The 18013-nt window shown below is 43.5% G+C and carries 20 protein-coding genes and 2 pseudogenes; 13 read left to right on the forward strand and 9 right to left on the reverse strand.

What is annotated here, in order from left to right; all coding sequences use genetic code 11:
* Positions 1-58: 58 nt before the first annotated feature.
* Together HWQ58_RS10525 and HWQ58_RS10530 are read left to right on the forward strand one after the other, a co-directional pair.
* Complete coding sequence (locus HWQ58_RS10525; protein ID WP_292861388.1) at positions 59-310, forward strand: element excision factor XisH family protein; 252 nt, start codon at positions 59-61, stop codon at positions 308-310.
* Positions 292-679 (forward strand): annotated as a pseudogene (locus HWQ58_RS10530) (XisI protein). Before HWQ58_RS10525 ends, HWQ58_RS10530 begins: the two are co-directional and overlap by 19 nt.
* A gap of 40 nt (positions 680-719) precedes the next feature.
* Here the strand turns inward: HWQ58_RS10530 and HWQ58_RS10535 are convergent.
* Positions 720-1298, reverse strand: a complete 579-nt coding sequence (locus tag HWQ58_RS10535) for a Uma2 family endonuclease (RefSeq protein WP_292861391.1) — start codon at positions 1296-1298, stop codon at positions 720-722.
* A 1387-nt stretch (positions 1299-2685) separates the two neighbouring features.
* Between HWQ58_RS10535 and nifB the strand changes: the two genes are divergently transcribed.
* The 8 genes and pseudogenes from nifB (at position 2686) to HWQ58_RS10575 (ending at position 11377) form a co-directional block, all read left to right on the forward strand.
* Complete coding sequence (gene nifB, locus HWQ58_RS10540; protein WP_292861752.1) at positions 2686-4131, forward strand: nitrogenase cofactor biosynthesis protein NifB; 1446 nt, start codon at positions 2686-2688, stop codon at positions 4129-4131.
* A gap of 133 nt (positions 4132-4264) precedes the next feature.
* The gene (locus tag HWQ58_RS10545) at positions 4265-4627 is read left to right on the forward strand and encodes a 4Fe-4S binding protein (protein ID WP_292861395.1); all 363 of its coding nucleotides are present in this window, start codon (positions 4265-4267) and stop codon (positions 4625-4627) included.
* A 26-nt stretch (positions 4628-4653) separates the two neighbouring features.
* Positions 4654-5862: a cysteine desulfurase NifS gene (gene nifS / locus HWQ58_RS10550; RefSeq protein WP_292861398.1), complete on the forward strand. Its 1209-nt coding sequence runs from the start codon at positions 4654-4656 to the stop codon at positions 5860-5862.
* A 121-nt stretch (positions 5863-5983) separates the two neighbouring features.
* Complete coding sequence (nifU, locus tag HWQ58_RS10555) at positions 5984-6883, forward strand: Fe-S cluster assembly protein NifU (RefSeq protein WP_292861401.1); 900 nt, start codon at positions 5984-5986, stop codon at positions 6881-6883.
* Between the two features lie 319 nt (positions 6884-7202).
* On the forward strand, positions 7203-7559 hold the full coding sequence (locus tag HWQ58_RS10560) for a group 1 truncated hemoglobin (RefSeq protein ID WP_292861404.1): 357 nt from the start codon (positions 7203-7205) through the stop codon (positions 7557-7559).
* A 348-nt stretch (positions 7560-7907) separates the two neighbouring features.
* Positions 7908-8801 carry a nitrogenase iron protein gene (gene nifH / locus HWQ58_RS10565; RefSeq protein WP_292861407.1) on the forward strand — a complete coding sequence of 298 codons (894 nt, stop codon included), beginning with the start codon at positions 7908-7910 and terminating at the stop codon, positions 8799-8801.
* Between the two features lie 156 nt (positions 8802-8957).
* A pseudogene (locus HWQ58_RS10570) lies at positions 8958-9872 on the forward strand (nitrogenase component 1); the annotation flags it as partial.
* A 98-nt stretch (positions 9873-9970) separates the two neighbouring features.
* Positions 9971-11377: a site-specific integrase gene (locus HWQ58_RS10575; RefSeq protein WP_292861410.1), complete on the forward strand. Its 1407-nt coding sequence runs from the start codon at positions 9971-9973 to the stop codon at positions 11375-11377.
* 413 nt (positions 11378-11790) lie between these two features.
* On the opposite strand, the gene HWQ58_RS10580 is transcribed toward HWQ58_RS10575, so the two are convergent.
* From HWQ58_RS10580 to HWQ58_RS10590, 3 genes are all read right to left on the reverse strand, one after another.
* A complete protein-coding gene (locus HWQ58_RS10580) occupies positions 11791-12120 on the reverse strand; it encodes a hypothetical protein (RefSeq protein ID WP_292861413.1) in 330 nt (109 codons plus the stop codon).
* Between the two features lie 89 nt (positions 12121-12209).
* Positions 12210-12470, reverse strand: a complete 261-nt coding sequence (locus tag HWQ58_RS10585) for a hypothetical protein (protein ID WP_292861416.1) — start codon at positions 12468-12470, stop codon at positions 12210-12212.
* A 482-nt stretch (positions 12471-12952) separates the two neighbouring features.
* Positions 12953-13138 carry a hypothetical protein gene (locus HWQ58_RS10590; protein WP_292861419.1) on the reverse strand — a complete coding sequence of 62 codons (186 nt, stop codon included), beginning with the start codon at positions 13136-13138 and terminating at the stop codon, positions 12953-12955.
* Between the two features lie 635 nt (positions 13139-13773).
* Here HWQ58_RS10590 and HWQ58_RS10595 point away from each other — a divergent pair.
* From HWQ58_RS10595 to HWQ58_RS10605, 3 genes are read left to right on the forward strand one after another with little or no spacing between them, the layout of a single operon-like run.
* On the forward strand, positions 13774-14178 hold the full coding sequence (locus tag HWQ58_RS10595) for a KilA-N domain-containing protein (RefSeq protein WP_292861422.1): 405 nt from the start codon (positions 13774-13776) through the stop codon (positions 14176-14178).
* A 57-nt stretch (positions 14179-14235) separates the two neighbouring features.
* Positions 14236-15018 (forward strand): KilA-N domain-containing protein, encoded by a 783-nt coding sequence (locus HWQ58_RS10600; RefSeq protein ID WP_292861425.1) that lies wholly within the window; start codon positions 14236-14238, stop codon positions 15016-15018.
* A gap of 5 nt (positions 15019-15023) precedes the next feature.
* A complete protein-coding gene (locus HWQ58_RS10605; RefSeq protein WP_292861428.1) occupies positions 15024-15146 on the forward strand; it encodes a hypothetical protein in 123 nt (40 codons plus the stop codon).
* A gap of 143 nt (positions 15147-15289) precedes the next feature.
* On the opposite strand, the gene HWQ58_RS10610 is transcribed toward HWQ58_RS10605, so the two are convergent.
* The 5 genes from HWQ58_RS10610 to HWQ58_RS10630 all read right to left on the reverse strand — a co-directional run bounded on the left by HWQ58_RS10610 (position 15290) and on the right by HWQ58_RS10630 (position 17743).
* The gene (locus HWQ58_RS10610) at positions 15290-15598 is read right to left on the reverse strand and encodes a hypothetical protein (RefSeq protein ID WP_292861431.1); all 309 of its coding nucleotides are present in this window, start codon (positions 15596-15598) and stop codon (positions 15290-15292) included.
* 178 nt (positions 15599-15776) lie between these two features.
* Entirely contained in the window at positions 15777-15941 is a 165-nt protein-coding gene (locus HWQ58_RS10615; RefSeq protein WP_292861433.1) for a hypothetical protein, read from the reverse strand.
* A 466-nt stretch (positions 15942-16407) separates the two neighbouring features.
* A complete protein-coding gene (locus HWQ58_RS10620) occupies positions 16408-16779 on the reverse strand; it encodes a hypothetical protein (RefSeq protein WP_292861435.1) in 372 nt (123 codons plus the stop codon).
* Positions 16780-16792: 13 nt separating this feature from the next.
* Positions 16793-17377: a hypothetical protein gene (locus HWQ58_RS10625; protein ID WP_292861438.1), complete on the reverse strand. Its 585-nt coding sequence runs from the start codon at positions 17375-17377 to the stop codon at positions 16793-16795.
* A 126-nt stretch (positions 17378-17503) separates the two neighbouring features.
* Positions 17504-17743: a hypothetical protein gene (locus HWQ58_RS10630; RefSeq protein ID WP_292861441.1), complete on the reverse strand. Its 240-nt coding sequence runs from the start codon at positions 17741-17743 to the stop codon at positions 17504-17506.
* Positions 17744-18013: the final 270 nt, after the last annotated feature.

Consider the following 18013-nt stretch of genomic DNA (forward strand, 5'->3'; position numbering starts at 1 on the left):
ATAATTATCTGTCTCGCCCATCTCTGCTTCCTAAATATTAGACCTGAATCCTTACGTTGTGATTAAAAGTTTTATCGGCAGATCGGATGTTGATGATTTAGAAAAAGTGTTGGATCAGTATATTTTATATCAGGATATCTTGATTGAATTAGAGCCGGAACGAGTACTATATCTTGCAGTACCTAATAGTATTTTTGATGATTTATTTGAAGAACCTATCGGCAAACTGTTACTAAGAAATCATCGTTTAAAGCTGATTACATTTGATCCAAAACAGGAGGTTATTAAACAATGGATTACACCAAGTTAGACGACTATCGCCACGTGATTGAAACTATCCTCAGTGAATATGCTTCACTACCCTATTCTTATGCCAATATTCAATCGAAAGTAGTGTTTGATCGAACCCGCGTTGGCGCAGCCTTTCTGAAAGAGACTCGCTATTTGTGGATGGATATTGGTTGGGATGGCGAATGCCTACGGCACGCTACGCGAACGCCGCATTCACGGCTGTCTGGTTCATATTGACTTAATTGATGGCAAAATCTGGATTCAACAAGATGGCACTGAAGAAGGCATTGCCGCCGATTTAGAAGGGGCTGGAATTCCTAAAGAACATATCGTCCTTGGCTTTCGTCCACCGGAGTTAAGACCCTACACTGGCTATGCAGTTGCTTAAGGTGCGATCGCTCTTTAAAAGTTAACACGGAACATTCTGTTTATTCTTCATTGGTAAATACAACACCTTCATACAACAATTCAATTGGACATTCAAACTCAATGCTGGATAGAGTGACGATATCTCCAGCCGTATAGGGATAGTAAAGCCACATCCTACCCTCACCCCGACAGTAACGTTCGACGGAGATTTTTTCCGACTCAATCAAGATATACTCTTGCAAACTGGGGATTGTCAGATAATAAGTGAATTTTTCATCCCGATCTTTAGCGCTTGTACCTGGAGAAAGAACTTCGACAATCAGCTTGGGATGTTGAATAAATTTGCGGGCATTAAGGTCTTCAGGGTCGCAACTGACAATAACATCAGGATAATAGTAGCGGCTCTGGGGAGTGAGTTGCATTTTCACGTCTAATACATTCACTCGACAACCCCTGGAACGCAAATGAGGGTACAAAGGTCTGTAGAGATTTAGTGCAATGTCGTTATGGGGAATTGTACCGCCTGTCATGGCAAATACTTCGCCATTGGCATATTCGTAGCGAAGGTCTTGCTGAGGTTCCCATTCGAGATATTCCTCAACGGTCATTTTTGGCGGCTGTTGGGGGATGGCAATCATAACTAAGATTTCTTCACGCTTGGTTTGATTGTAGCTAAATAGGGGTTGCTGAAAAAGTCATAAAAAAGCAGGAGTTTTCCTCAAATGGAAGCAAGAAGCTTGACACTGGAGTTGGAGTTGATTCTTTTTTTGTACATAGTTACTAATGATACGGCAAGCAACTGCTGTCCACGGTGCTGCAAGGATTTTGGGCTATTTTACCCTCAAGTCTTGCACCTGAATATACTTCTCTGATCTGAGAATCTACAGACTGTCACCTTTTCTTTCTTTTTCAGCAAACCCTAACATAGTATCAGCAACAAAGAGCAGTATCTGGAAAACCTCTCTCCTAAAACAAGTAAGACTTTAAACTTTCTTCTTTCTGACGTGGGAAGGGGGTGAGATTTTTTGCTAAGGTTTGTAGTGAGCAATTCAGAAAATTCATTGCGATCGCTCAATCATGTTAGATTATAGTTTGTTGCTTCTCTCAAACACAAAATCTCAGAGTTTCTTACCCATCTCCTCATTGTGGGAATGGGAAAAAAGGAGTTCAAAGTTAAGTTTTTTGAAAAATATGTGCAGCAACACACCTATTTGCAACAGCTTAAATAGCTTACCAGACAAGACTTAGAACCACAATTGAATATCATTGTAAAAGCAAAAATTAAAAAAATATGAATTGCATTTTTACCCTCAAAAAAATGATATGTTAGATACAGAATTGAATTTCGCACGTTTCTGGAGTAGAACGATGTAAACTACTCCAGTTTTTCACCCTCAAACCCTTGGCATTTATTGCTTTTGACGGAAATTGAGGGCAATCTGAGTACACATTTAAATAACCCAAACCTGGTTTCAATTTAGTTAAAGTTATTGCTGGGATTGGGTTTTAGCTGAGTACAAAGAAATCCTGAACCCCCATCTATAAACACTAGAACCCTAACCAAAAAATACTAGAACCCCTACCTGAAAAAAACTTTTTTAATTCTTGTAATGCTTGAAGAATTAGGGTTTTTCTTCTTTGAGTACAAAAGTAATAAATCCAATAAATTCTATCCTAGACAGACGCAACATCTGGCTGGGAGATGGCTGCTATAAATCTTATATCGCCAATCACCTAACGCTCTGAAACAAAACAAAGCGAAGAGTGAGTGGAGGGATGACATAGCACCATGCCTGAAGTGAATAGAAGTCGCGGCTGTAAGCACAAATTCTACCCAAGAACCGAACGTTGACACACACCAGCCGAACATCTAAAGATTCATCGCCTGCCTTACTTGAAAACAAGTCGCCCGAACCCAAGGGTTTGCAGGCAGTGTGGAAGACGCGACTTCAATTTCTAGGCATAGGAACAGCAACAACATCTCCCACAGTGGCAGCCAAGTCCACCGACCTTTTGCGAAACTCAATGACATCACCGTCTACACGACTCCTCAACTCCAACGCTACGGAATCGCCAACCCAAGCAAAATCAGGTGGTTGCGGCTGCGACAGCAACACCAGCGCCACCGTGGAAAGGGACGAAAAGCTCCAAGAACGCATTGCTAAACATCCCTGCTACAGTGAAGACGCCCATCACCACTACGCCCGGATGCACGTTGCAGTTGCTCCTGCTTGCAACATTCAATGCAACTATTGCAACCGTAAATATGATTGTGCTAACGAAAGCCGTCCTGGAGTAGTTAGCGAATTGCTAACACCAGAACAAGCAGCACACAAAGCTTTGGTCATTGGCGGCAAGATTCCCCAAATGACAGTTGTGGGAATTGCTGGCCCTGGCGACCCATTGGCGAACGCAGATAAGACTTTCCGCACATTTGAGTTGATTGCAGAGCAAGCACCAGATATCAAGCTGTGCTTATCAACCAATGGTTTAATGCTGCCTGACTACGTTGATCGCATTAAACAATTAAATATAGATCACGTTACGATCACCATTAACATGGTAGATCCAGAGATTGGTGCTAAGATTTATCCTTGGGTTCACTACAACCGCAAGCGTTATAAAGGCATTGAAGGCGCAAGAATTCTCCACGAAAGACAGATGGAAGGATTGCAAGCCCTAAAAGATGCTGACATCTTGTGCAAAGTCAACTCTGTAATGATTCCCGGAATTAATGACCAGCACTTAGTTGAAGTGAATCGAGTCATTCGTGAGAAAGGTGCATTCTTGCACAACATCATGCCATTGATTTCTGCACCAGAACATGGCACACACTTCGGTTTAACCGGTCAACGCGGCCCCACACCCAAAGAACTCAAAGAAGTTCAAGACAACTGCTCTGGTAACATGAAAATGATGCGTCACTGTCGCCAGTGCCGTGCCGATGCAGTCGGATTATTGGGAGAAGATCGCAGCCAGGAATTTTCCAAAGAGAAATTCTTGGAAATGACTCCAGAATACGACATGGACAAACGCCAAGAAGTTCACGACGGTATTGAGAAGTTTAAAGAAGAACTGAAAGTAGCCAAAGACAAGGCGCTAGTCGGCAAGAAATTTGCCAACAATCCCAAAGTCCTTGTTGCAGTAGCAACCAAAGGCGGCGGATTGGTTAATCAGCACTTCGGTCATGCGAAAGAATTCCAAATTTACGAAGTAGATGGAAACGAAGTTCGCTTTGTCGGTCATCGCAAAATTGACCAATACTGCCAAGGTGGATACGGCGAGGAAGCTTCTTTTGAGCATATTATGAAAGCGATCGCAGATTGCAAAGCAGTTTTAGCCTCCAAGATTGGTAACAGTCCTCAAGAAAAATTGCAAAAAGCTGGAATACAGACTGTTGAAGCTTACGACGTGATTGAAAAGGTTGCTTTGGAATTTTACGAGCAATACGTTAAGGAATTAGGGAATTAGGGAATAGGGCATGGGGCATGGGTAATAGAAGAAGAATTATCCCCAATGCCGCCAGTCGTCTCCTACGGTACTGTCTCCCCGATGCCCAATGCCCAATGCCCAATGCCCCTTGCCCAAAAAAGGAGAATAAATCATGGCTTACAAAATTTTTACTAGCCAGTGTATTTCCTGCAATCTCTGTCTAACGGTATGTCCCACAAATGCAATTAAAGTGGTTGACGGACAGCACTGGATTGACCCTGAACTTTGTACAAACTGCGTTGGTAGCATTCATACCGTGCCTCAGTGTAAAGCTGGTTGTCCCACTTGCGACGGTTGCGTTAAGCAGCCTAGCGATTACTGGGAAAGCTGGTTTACCAATTACAACCACGTAGTTGCTAAATTAACAAATAAACAAGATTACTGGGAACGTTGGTTTAACACCTATTCTCAGAAATACTCCGAACAGTTACAAAAGCGCCAACCCCAAACAATGGCACCGCAGAAGCTTAAATAATTCGTAATTCTTAATTGAAGACAACAATGCAAAATAACTGCATCTATCTCGATAATAATGCCACCACTAAGGTAGACTCAGAAGTTATAGAGGTAATGCTACCTTACCTGACAGATTATTACGGCAATCCCTCCAGTATGCATACCTTTGGTGGGCAAGTCGGTAAAGCAGTCAGAACAGCAAGAGAACAACTTGCAGCCATCCTGGGAGCCGATGAGTCAGAAATTGTCTACACAAGTTGTGGAACTGAGGGAGATAACGCGGCGATTCGAGCCGCACTGTTGGCGCAACCAGAAAAGCGACACATCATCACCACCCAAGTTGAACATCCAGCAGTACTCAATGTCTGCAAACAATTAGAAACCCAAGATTATAGTGTTACCTATCTATCAGTAAATCATCAAGGACAGCTGGATCTAGATGAACTAGAAGCTTCCTTGACGGGTAACACCGCCCTGGTGACAATTATGTATGCTAATAACGAAACCGGCACGATTTTCCCGATTGAGCAAATTGGGTTGCGCGTAAAAGAATATGGAGCTATCTTCCATGTAGATGCGGTGCAAGCAGTGGGAAAAATCCCCTTGAATATGAAGACTAGTACCGTAGATATGTTAACCCTGTCTGGTCACAAGTTGCACGGTCCTAAAGGAATTGGTGCTTTATATATCCGGCGCGGAGTTCGGTTCCGTCCCTTCATTCTTGGGGGACACCAAGAACGCGGACGTAGAGCGGGAACAGAGAATGTTCCAGCAATTATCGCCTTAGGCAAAGCTGCCCAACTAGAACTGTTACACTTAGAAGAAGCGGCCACAAGAGAAAGAAGGCTGCGCGATCGCCTCGAACAAACTTTACTTGCGACAATTCCCGATTGTGTAGTCAATGGTGACGTTACGCAGAGATTGCCAAACACCACAAATATCGGCTTCAAGTACATCGAAGGTGAAGCAATTCTACTGTTATTGAACAAATACGGTATCTGTGCATCATCCGGTTCTGCTTGCACCTCCGGTTCTCTGGAACCCTCCCACGTCCTGCGGGCAATGGGCTTACCCTACACAACTTTGCACGGTTCTATCCGCTTCAGTCTTTGTCGCTACACCACAGAAGCCGAAATCGATCGAGTGATAGAGGTAATGCCCACTATTGTAGAACGTTTACGCGCCCTCTCACCCTTCAAAAATGATAATGCAGGTTGGCTGCAAGGACAAGAACAAGCACTGGCGCATCGCTAGGGGCTAGGGACTAGGGACTGGGGACTGGGGATTAGGGAAGAATTTTCCCAATACCCAGTACCCAATCCCCAGTACCCAATCCCCCAATCTAAAATCCAAAATCTAAAATCTAAAATTCGTTATGTGGGACTACACCGATAAAGTATTAGAACTGTTTTACGATCCCAAAAATCAGGGAGAAATTGAAGAAACGAGCGAAGCTGGAGTTAAGGTTGCAACAGGAGAAATCGGTAGCATTGCTTGCGGCGATGCTCTGAGATTGCACCTGAAAGTAGAAGTAGAATCTGATAAGATTCTAGATGCTCGCTTTCAAACCTTTGGCTGTACTAGTGCGATCGCATCTTCTAGTGCATTAACCGAAATGGTCAAAGGTTTAACCTTAGATGAAGCCCTGAAAGTGTCCAACAGAGACATTGCAGATTACCTGGGTGGTTTACCAGAAGCAAAGATGCATTGCTCTGTCATGGGACAAGAAGCGCTAGAAGCCGCTATCTATAATTATCGTGGCATTCCTCTAGCTACCCACGATGATGATGATGAAGGCGCGTTAGTTTGCAGTTGCTTTGGGATCAGCGAGTCCAAAATTCGCCGTGTCGTTCTAGAAAATAATCTCACTGGTGCCGAAGAGGTAACAAATTATGTAAAAGCTGGTGGTGGATGCGGTTCCTGTTTGGCGAACATTGATGATATAATTAAATCAGTTCAACAGGAATACGCCTCACCTGCTATCAACAATTACGGCGTAAAAGTTGCCACAGAAATTGTTACGTCTAAAGAGCGATCGCTAACAAACGTGCAAAAGATTGCTCTAATTCAAAAGGTTCTTGATGAAGAAGTCAGACCCGTACTCATCGCTGACGGGGGAGATGTAGAACTCTATGATGTAGAAGGCGATCGCGTTAAAGTTGTACTGCAAGGTGCTTGCGGTTCCTGTTCTAGTAGTACAGCAACTCTGAAAATTGCGATCGAAGCCAGATTACAAGATCGTGTCAGCAAGAGCCTTGTAGTCGAAGCAGTTTAGGAGATTGCTGTAGGACTTAACGTACTCTACAAATACGCCCTAATATGCATTCAGCCAGAAACAGAAAGTAGGATTTGAACCGAATCATTGTCTCCACTCAATGCTTCATACCAATTCGCCAAAAGAAAGCCACAGATTCAAATCTAACTTTCTTAATTACGAATTACGTAGACACCCGAAGGATTGCTTCCCCCAGGGTATTACGAATTACGAATTGGTATCAGTCCTACCACTATGACGGCTAACAGCATATAGGCTTCATAGATTAAGCGCCTACTTGCTTTCTTTCATCATCTAACTCGCTTCAAAGGAACAGGATATGAGTACATTGTACGACAAACTTGGCGGACAACCAGCTATTGAACAAATAGTAGATGAACTCCACAAACGCATTGCGACAGACAGCATCCTCAATCACTTTTTTGCTGGTACAGATATGGCCAAGCAGCGTAATCATCTAGTTACTTTCTTATCTCAAATTTTTGAGGGGTCAAAGCAATACGGCGGTCGTCCAATGGACAAAACCCACGCGGGAATGAATTTACAGCAACAACACTTCGACGCGATCGCCAAGCTTTTGAGTGAATCGATGGCTGTACGTGGAGAGTCGCCAGAAGACACCAACGCTGCACTAGAGCGCGTCTCAAATTTCAAGGGCGCTATTTTGAACAAGTAATAGGACTTATGCATTGATTGTTGACAAATAGCAACATCAAGTCCTATTTAATCTTTCCATCTGAAACACATTATGACGTATTTGTAAATTGCGTAATTTTCTTTGTTCTTTGTCAAAACAAATGACAAAGGACAAAAAACAAAAAACAAAAAGAAAAAAAATTTAACTAGGAAATATATGTACTTGCTTTCAATAATTTTAGCTGTGGAGCGATCGCCCCCAGCAGGCACTTATGCCAATGCTACCAACGATGCTCTACACGTGCTCACTACTGTCGCTCAACAGGTGTGAACGCAACAGACAAAGGCAAAGACCCACCAACCAACCAATTGCAGGAAAATACGAACCATGACTGAAGAAAACATTAGACAGATAGCTTTCTATGGTAAGGGCGGTATCGGTAAATCTACCACCTCCCAAAACACCTTAGCAGCTATGGCTGAAATGGGTCAACGCATCCTCATCGTCGGTTGCGACCCCAAAGCTGACTCCACTCGTTTGATGCTGCACAGCAAGGCTCAAACAACCGTTCTTCACCTCGCCGCAGAACGTGGTGCAGTAGAAGATATCGAACTTGAAGAAGTAATGCTGAATGGTTACCGTAACGTTCGTTGCGTAGAATCTGGTGGTCCAGAACCCGGTGTCGGTTGTGCTGGTCGTGGTATTATCACCGCCATCAACTTCTTAGAAGAAAATGGTGCTTACCAAGACCTAGACTTCGTATCTTACGACGTATTAGGTGACGTTGTGTGCGGTGGTTTCGCTATGCCTATCCGTGAAGGTAAAGCACAAGAAATCTACATCGTGACATCGGGTGAAATGATGGCGATGTATGCTGCTAACAACATTGCTCGTGGTGTTCTTAAGTATGCTCACACAGGTGGCGTGCGTTTGGGTGGTCTGATTTGTAATAGCCGTAAAACTGACCGGGAACACGAATTGATCGAAACCTTGGCAAAACGGTTGAACACCCAAATGATTCACTTCGTACCCCGTGACAACATTGTTCAACACGCAGAATTACGCCGCATGACTGTTAACGAGTACGCACCTGACAGCAACCAAGCTAACGAATACCGGACATTGGCTACCAAGATCATCAACAACACAAATCTGGCTATTCCTACGCCTATCGAAATGGAAGAACTAGAAGACTTGTTGATTGAATTCGGTATTCTCGAAAGCGAGGAAAATGCTGCAATGTTGGTTGGCAAGACTGCTGCTGAAGCTCCTGTAGTATAAGTCGCTGCTAAGAAATAATGCTTTAGTACAAGGAAAAAGGAAGAGTTTCATATCTTTCCTTTTACCTTTTACTCTCTCCCTTACATCCCCCCTAACCTTAGAGGGGACTCCTAGTCCCCCTATACCCCCCATCCTTACGACTTACAGAGACTAAGTATGACTCCTCCAGAAAATCAAAACATCATCCAAGAAAGAAAAGAGCTAATTAAAGAAGTTCTCAGCGCTTACCCAGAAAAAGCTGCGAAAAAGCGGGAAAAGCATTTAAACGTATACGAAGAAGGTAAGTCCGATTGCGGCGTTAAGTCTAACATCAAATCCCTGCCTGGGGTAATGACCGCTCGTGGTTGTGCTTACGCTGGTTCTAAAGGTGTGGTCTGGGGTCCTATTAAGGACATGATCCACATCAGCCACGGGCCTGTAGGTTGCGGTTACTGGTCTTGGTCTGGTCGTCGTAACTACTACATCGGCACCACAGGTATTGATACCTTTGGTACCATGCACTTCACCTCCGACTTCCAAGAACGAGATATCGTGTTCGGCGGTGACAAGAAACTTACCAAGCTGATCGAAGAACTTGATGTACTTTTCCCCCTCAACCGTGGTGTTTCCATTCAATCTGAATGTCCCATTGGTCTAATTGGGGATGACATCGAAGCTGTTGCTCGGAAAACATCGAAAACAATTGGTAAGCCAGTTGTACCTGTGCGTTGCGAAGGCTTCCGGGGTGTTTCCCAATCTTTGGGACACCACATTGCTAACGATATGGTTCGTGACTGGGTGTTCACCAGATCAGACCAAGCTAAGAAAGACGGTACACTCCAGTTTGAAGGTACTCCTTATGATGTAGCCATCATTGGTGACTACAACATCGGTGGTGATGCTTGGGCTAGCCGCATCCTGTTAGAAGAACTCGGCTTGCGCGTAGTCGCTCAGTGGTCAGGTGATGGCACCATCAACGAAATGTTGATGACCCCCAATGTGAAGATGAACCTCATCCACTGTTATCGGTCGATGAACTACATCAGCCGTCACATGGAAGAAGCTTATGGAATACCCTGTACGAAGTATGATTTAATATCTTGTGATACCAGGATTTAGTCCACGTCTAACTTTGCTCAATTTAAACATTGTTCTAAATGGACTAAATTTTAAGACACATTTAAGACACAATGAAAAGCAAGGCACAGGACGTTTTTGAGGATTTCACTCCGCCAGCATCTACCGATGGCAGCTATTTAGGAACGCAGAAACACATGAAGGCTACTCGGCAGCATCTGGAACGCAAGTTTGATAAAGGTTTGACAGACACTAGGGCCCGTCTAAAAGCCGCTAAGGTCAAAGTGGGTTTGGTCGTGGCACGGGACACTATTCAATTGCAAGCATCCCTACCAATCAAGCCGGGCGATCGCGACACGAAAGGAACTGGTTTTAAGCAGTACAAGATTTCGCTAAACATCCCTGCAAGCTTGGACGGGCTGAGAACAGCAGAGGAAGAGGCAAACGAGCTAGGCAAGCTCCTCGCCCGTAAACAGTTTGAATGGACTGACAAATATCTGGGTAAAATCGCTAAGGTCGCCAACAGATCCCAAACCCTTGGTGATGTTTTAGAAGAGTTTGAAACTGAGTATTTCAAAACGCGCAAGTTAACAGAAAAAAGTAAACACACCTTTTTCTATTACAAAGAGTATTTACGGCGATTGATTGGGCTAGATACTTTATTGACTCAACCGGAGATTGATAAAAAGCTTACAGAATTGACGGGTGATTCCGCTAAATACAGTGCTGTTAAATCGTTGAAAGTTTTAAAAGCAACTCTTAATTTAACTAGTTTAACTCTCGAACATTTTAAAGCTACACAACCCAAAAGTCAGGCTAGGGACATTCCCAGTGATGAGGATATCATCAAATATTATGAATCTTTTCATCAGTACTCTTTGACTAGAAGCCTAACAATTAAAAAGAATTGTTTAGACAGTTGGAAGATGTGGGAATGGGTATATGGAATGCTTGCTACTTATGGACTACGCCCAAGAGAACTGTTTGTAAATCCCGAAATTGATTGGTGGTTGAGTCCTGAAAATAAAGATAATACATGGAAGGTTCACCCAGATACTAAGACTGGTTACAGGGAAACTTTACCACTACATCCTGAATGGGTTTACTTGTTTGATTTGAAAAAATTAGAGCCTTTGGAATTGTTAAAAGCTCAAACTGATGACAGAACTAGCTTTACGGATATCAACAATATTCGGGTTAACTGTTCATCATGGTTTAGGCGCGTAAATATTCCGTTTACGCCCTATGACTTACGCCACGCTTGGGCAATTCGAGCGCACATGATGGGCATTCCAATTAAAGCTGCTGCTGATAACTTGGGGCATTCTGTAGAAATTCATACTGAGATTTATCAGAAGTGGTTCAGCTTGGAGAACCGGAAGAAAGTAATTAAACAGGCCGTGGATAAAAAAGATGACATGGATACGTTAATACAGGAGAATGCACGGCTAAGGGCTGAGGTGGAATATCTCAGGCAAGCTTTAGCACGGCATCAAATCAGTGAGGTGCTGTCTACTTAACTCACAACCAAATACGGTTTATTAACAGAGATACATCTCTGTATTTTTAGTTTTGAAACTGTTAAACTAGCGCTGCTACATTTTTTGGCAATTTATTAGATAAAAATCCTATTTTTTGGAAATTTATGTTAAAAAATAGCCAGTCAAAAAATTGTCTACAGTTGCTAAAAATGGTATCCAGAGCGGGTTTTAACCGCCTACAGTTTTGTCTACACCTGTAGACAGTGTAGGTCATCTATTGTTCCACTGTAGCAGGACTTATGAGCGCCAATAGTCGCACACAAGAGTGACTTAAGTAGCACTACAACAGGACTTATGAGCGCCAATAGTCAGACTGTAGACAGAGTATAGTCGCACTGTAGTCGGACTATAAGGGGACGATCATGGCAGTATAGTGGCACTATTCTAGTTGTTTACTCGTGCATGATCTCCTTAATAAAAGCGTCGATTGCCTTGCCTGCCGTTGATTGCTTACCAACTTTCAGCTTGTTGAGCGTGCGATCGCGGATTGCTTCATAGTCTGGTTGTACAGATGCACCTGCTGTCTGTAGCTGTTGCCTGAGTTGCTGGTTTTCATTCTCCAGTTCCGTAATAAGTTCTAATCTCCTTTTGAGAACTGTTCCATCCTTCAAGATATCGTTCTCCTGCTCAACGTCAGCCAATTCCTCCGCTAGGTCGTCAAATCGTTCCTCTAGTTGCTCTTTGGCTTCGTGGCAGGCTTTGAGACGAGTTTCTAGGCTCATAATTTCCCACTGCAACAGGTCGATAGTTTCGCTGTTCGCTACAGTTGACTCAATATTGCTTGGCTGCCCGGTAGTGCTATTCTCCTCTACTACCGGGCTTTCGATTTTCCCCGCAGTTCCTCCAGTTGCGATCGCACTTCTGTTAGACTCGCTGCCACCTCTTGCTTCACTAGTTCTTGAATGTTTACAGATGTATACGATACTGTAGACTGCTCTATAATCCCTGCCAAGATTCCCCTCAACAGTCTTGCAGCTGTCTGATTTGGGGATTTATCTTCTGAAGTCTGGAAAGCTTGCAGTGCTTCTAACTCAGCATCGTCGAAGCGAAATGAAATTATATTACCACGCATTTGTAGACTGCCTGTAAACACCTATGTTGACATATTAGGTCAACCATAGTGATTTGTCCACAGTTTTGTACACAATGTCGTTGACAATCTTCAGTAATTAGCTTAAACTAGTCGTAGACAAAAAAGTAAACAGTAGTAAACTTTGGTTGCAGCGAGTAAATCGTAGTGTCGTATCGCCCCCCTAGTTCTCCTACCCACAGCAGATGGATAAATGAAGTCAGCGCTTGAAACGCGCCCCGGCAAGAGAGTCTGTTACCTCTCCCCCACCGGCACGACTTCCCCCTTACCAGTTGTTCACGCCTATAAGGAGGCAATAAGAATGATAGCGTCAGACGCGCCCACTTTGGGCATTTTTCGTCAAGCGTCAAAGTTTTGGCGTTTGCGAGTGAGTAAAGAATTCGACAAGCCCGAATATTACATTGGTCAAACCGTGCTGCACAAGATAAAGGTGCGGCAGGGTCAAATTTTGCATCCGGTCACAGTCATCGGTGTGAGATGGGACGGGTTTGGCTGGACGTATGCCGTCGAGTTGCCAGAAGACCATCCGCAGTTTCATCCTGAGAATCATGGCTGGGATGAACTGGAGGGCTATTTGCTAGAGCCGATGTAATTAAAATGCCTTGGCAGGGGCGATCGTCATTGAGGCGATCGCCTTCAGCTTGGATCACCTTGGTGGATCACCTTCGTTCAATGTCTACACCTGTATACGGCTAAAACCCCCTCTAGGTAACGTTTTTGGCAATTGTAACGACTTTCGTTCAATTGTAACGAAGGTAATCAGGGGTCTCACCCCTGATCACCTATGGATCACCTTGGCGGATCACCTTCTTAACAAGTTGAAAGCCTTACAGAACAAGGACTTTAGCTCAATTGTAAAGAAGGTGATCAGGTGATCATCGTTTTTTCACGTTTTTTTTTCTGATTCCAATTCTTTTTTTTTGCAGTTTCAGACATACTTAGATGATCACCTTGCTTTACATTCTCTAAAGAATCTTACTGTATAAGGTTTTCAGATTGTAAAGAAGGTGATCATGAGGTGATCATAAGGTGATCCATAGTTTTGATACACACCTTCTGCTTTAGCGCTTTATGGCTTCTGACAAGCATTTGAGTTGCTTTACAAAGGTGATCCACGTAGTGTGTGATAATTACACACTACGTGTCTAAAGTATTATTTTGCACGTCATATTAGGATACTTAGAGACTAATTATTAGTCACTACGTATCTAAAGCATTAATTTACACTAGCGACCCCTGTCTGAGCCGGAGTTATTTAACATTTTCAGAGCAACGAGGAATTTATATGTCACAAAGAGAGCAGTTTGACAAATTAATGCAAGACGCACGGCGAGACGACGGCTATATCAACGCTACCGAATGGTGCAAGCGTTTTGGGTATGACTTGAGAAACTGGAAGCGATCGCGAGAGACAAAAGCTAGACTAGAGTCCTTGAAAACTACAGAGTCAAATGCTGAACCCTGGATTCTTGAGCGTGTAGGTAAAACTTGGGTGACATGGGTTCACCCAATCATGGCAGTTCACCTAATCAGCTACTTTGATCCAGCCTTTAACGACTATATAGCCGAGATTTTTGTCAGGTATGCCGCAGACGACCCAACTCTCGCCGCTGATATTACCTCAAGGCAGGAAACGATCGAGGGGCTAAACATCATTAACAAGGTAGTCTATGAGCGCTACGAAGAATAAAAAGCAATCCATGCTTGAGCGGAAATTGCTTAACCTTTTAAAAACAAGGAGAATTATATGTCAAAAATAGAGCAATTTGACAAATGGGTGCAAAACGCACGGCGAGATGACGACTACATCAATGCTACCAAGTGGTGTAAGCATTTTGAGTATGACTTGAGAAACTGGAAGCGATTGCCAGAAACAAAGGCTAGACTAACGGCACTTTCTGAAGAACTAGAAATTAGTCACTCGCTATCTAAAGAATTAATTTACACTAGTGGCAGAGGGAACAAGGCTGTTACCTGGATTCACCCCGTCATGGCAGTTCACCTAGCCAGCTACCTCGATCCAGACTTCGCCAACTATGTAGCCCAGGTTTTTATCAGGTATGCCAAGGCTGACCCAACTCTTGCTGCTGATATTGCCTCACGCCAAAACACAGTAGAAGGGCTGGACATCATCAACGAGGCAGTTCAGAAGCGATACAGCATCATTGCTGGGCGCGATTGGTTCTTTGAAACAGATAAAATTAAGTTCTTAGATGAAAAGACTGGGGAAAGAGACAGATATTCAGAGTCCAGATTAATGTCTTATTTAAACAATAAGCTTGGATTGCCTTACAAAAGGTTTATCGTGGCTTTTCCGTGGAGTGTAAACGGCTTCGGGTTAGTCGAAGACTTTTTGAAAGAGAAATACCCCAACATTTATCAGAGTGCGTTTACGTTTTTTGAGCTACCTTCAGGACTGCACTCAAATATCTCAGTAGAAGATGAAACTGCTTTATTTAGCTATTTCCTCCGAGAAATTAATGATTGGGTAAAAGAGAAAGGTGGCAGTGATTGTAGCTTTTTGAGGTAGTGCCTGTGGACTACAAAAACGGCCCCTGGTCAACGACCGGGGGTCGTTTTTGTACGCGATCGCTCACCGCTCGTTGCAACGCTTCCCAACTTCCGACTTCTGACTTCCAACTTCCACCAACTAGCTAATGAAGTTGTAAGTTGAAGCCGGAAGTTACCGCAACGTGCAGCGGCAAGACCAGCCGTTGCCGATTGCGTACAAAAACGTCGGGCGATCGCTGCTGCCGTAAATTGTCCGCAACGCGATCGCGCTGTTCTCTTGAGGTTATCTCTTACGGAGCATTCAAGATGAAATCATTTGTAATAAATGCAACATATACTTTGTCGGGTGTTGCACCTACAGACTGAATAAGACTGTAGACGTCGTTTGCAATCTCTTTACTAGTAACCGAGGCATTGCTGACATTCAGGTAGAGTGTAGTGTTAGGCAAATGCAAATTAACCCGATCAGGAAATAATGAGTTGACATTTAACGCTTGAAAGGTTGTAGCAGTGTCTTCCAATTCAAGTCTTTCCTTTACGCGAGCATTGTCGCCTGACTTGACGTTTTTTAAATCGTAACAAACGATAGCTGTTCTCATAATTTCCCCTATTTAAATGTGAGTAAATAGTTAAATGCCTAATGCTCAACGGTCTTGCTGCCTAACCGGGTAGTCTAAGACCGCGCCAATTCTGTCCAAGGCAGCGCTAGTAGTGCGTTGGTACTCCTCTAACTTGGCATCGGTTTGCAATTGCTCGACGGGTTGATAACTTTAACACTCATGCGACTTCTGCCTGTTTTTTAGCATCTCGTTCTCTAGCGGTTATTGCTTCTTCAATCAGAAGTGCCGCCATCTGGCTTTTTGTACGTTTCTCTTGTTCAGAAAAACGTAAAAGCTTCTCAAAAACGTCATCTGGGAGAATTGCATTAAGCCTTTGACTCATGAACATATCTCATAATCTATCATCCCATGATAAGCCCTATCCGGCATCTGAGGATATAACAAGAGTTGTCATGAGTTATTAAGTCGTGAGAAAGACGGCACTGATTGCAGCTTTTTGAGGTAGTGCGCGTGGACTGCAAAAGCGGCCCCTGGTCAGCGACTGGGGGTCGTTTTTTGTGCGCGATCGCTCACCGCTCGTTGCAACTCTTGCCGATGCAATTTTCAGCGCAGTGACAGTGTGCGATCACTAACTCTCCCGGTCGAGCCTAACCTTTGAATGAGCTTCACTCAACGACAACGCAATGGCTTACACGCCCGCTCGATTGCGATCGCAATTGAATAGATGTAACTTCCGGTTTTGACTTCCGACTTCCACAACTAGCTAATGAAGTTGTAAGTTGAAGCCGGAAGTTACCGCAACGTGCAGCGGCAAGACCAGCCGTTGCCGATCGCGTACAAAATTGATGTCAAATTAATTCCTCTATTTTCAGGTTCCATTTTGCAAAACCAGAAATAAAATCTATTTTTCCCACCCAGCGAGAAGCTAGTCTGCAACTGATTGAACGGAGTAAATAGCCTTCTGCTCTAAAACCTTGCGGCACAGGTAGTTCATATACTGTTGCATCTTCCAAGACTGGGATATAAGTTTTCTGTGACTTGGTAGAGTCAGGATAAATAAATTGAATGTAAGCACCACTGCGTATCCTTAGAGATTCCCAGCCGGCTACATCCGTTACTGTTGTTGTGATGCGGAAAGTATCTGAAGCAACTTCTACTGGAAATATTTGCCAAACATCAGTTACTTCGATCTCTCCAATTGATGACCATGAAATAGACATAGCGCACTAAAACTTACGCTGAAACTCTTGCTAGGGTCGTATATTGATTGCCATATCCAATTACCAGTTCTGCACGCCCTCTTGTGCCGATGATGCGATCTGTTTCAGCAGCAGTATTTAATTTGGCGTAGAAAGCTGTAATTGTACCTGCCAGATTAGGTGTAGCACCCTCTTGAACGAATGGAACTTGGTGATGAGATTGTCCATTTTTCACATCATAGAATTTTACCCATCGTCCGTGCATCTCATTGGCAGGAACTACAACGGCTGTATCGTCTCCATAATACCAGCGAACTTTTACGATCGGAATTTTACTGCCTCTTGTAATTTCTACAATTGTCGAATTAGCTGGAGGTACTGTTACCAATCCAGCAGCAGCAGCCCCACCCCATAAAGTTAAAGTGCCGTTAGCAACTTTCAATTTTAAAAAGCGAGTAGGTTCTAAAGGATCACGATAATAGACTTGTGTGTAATCTACATCAAGTTTAGGAGTGTAAGCTTTGGGGTTAGCTGCACGATGTGCCATTCTTGCCGCCGCTTGAGAGCGTTTAATCTTTGCTAATTCTTCTAGTTCAACGGCACTTTTCCGGCGAGACATAGTTTTTAACCCTGGTTTTTACTTTTCAACCATAGCCTCGGTTTTGGGCTTTCTTTTTTCGCGGAAACCTTATAGGTTTCCTACAGTTTTTTAATTTGTTTAAATTACTAGGCAGTAGTTAAAATTTTAAGCAACTGTGGGTAGTCGAGAATGCAGCAACTCATTACTGCGTTGCATCTTGATGCAGACTGTACAGCAATTCTCGCCAGCATCAAATTTTTGCAACGGTAGAGCGTGAGTAGCGCGAATCTTCCGACCGCACAAAGTAAACCAAGTTTGCGATCGCGGATTTTCACTATCCATTAGGTGCAGCACTCCGTTTTCGCTTATCTGCCTTCCCAGTACTTCCATGCCAAATACACTCACGTTTCACACAAGTGTATAAACTTTGACAGATGTACTGCAAGTTTTGACAAAAATTTACCGGACAACATATGTTATCCGGCTGCAAATTTTGACGAATTACGCACCACAGTTACATCTCCTATCGACGGTTAAGGCTCGATTACTAATTCTGCTGGGCATACTCCAGTAAGCCACAAGTTGCAAATCAAATTACCATTTCACTGGGGTTTTGCATGTTTAAATCACAAGTTTTAAGACAAAAACAAGCCACAGAAAACGCAGACTTGCAAA

Source organism: Nostoc sp. LPT (assembly GCF_017115165.1).
GTDB lineage: Bacteria > Cyanobacteriota > Cyanobacteriia > Cyanobacteriales > Nostocaceae > Nostoc.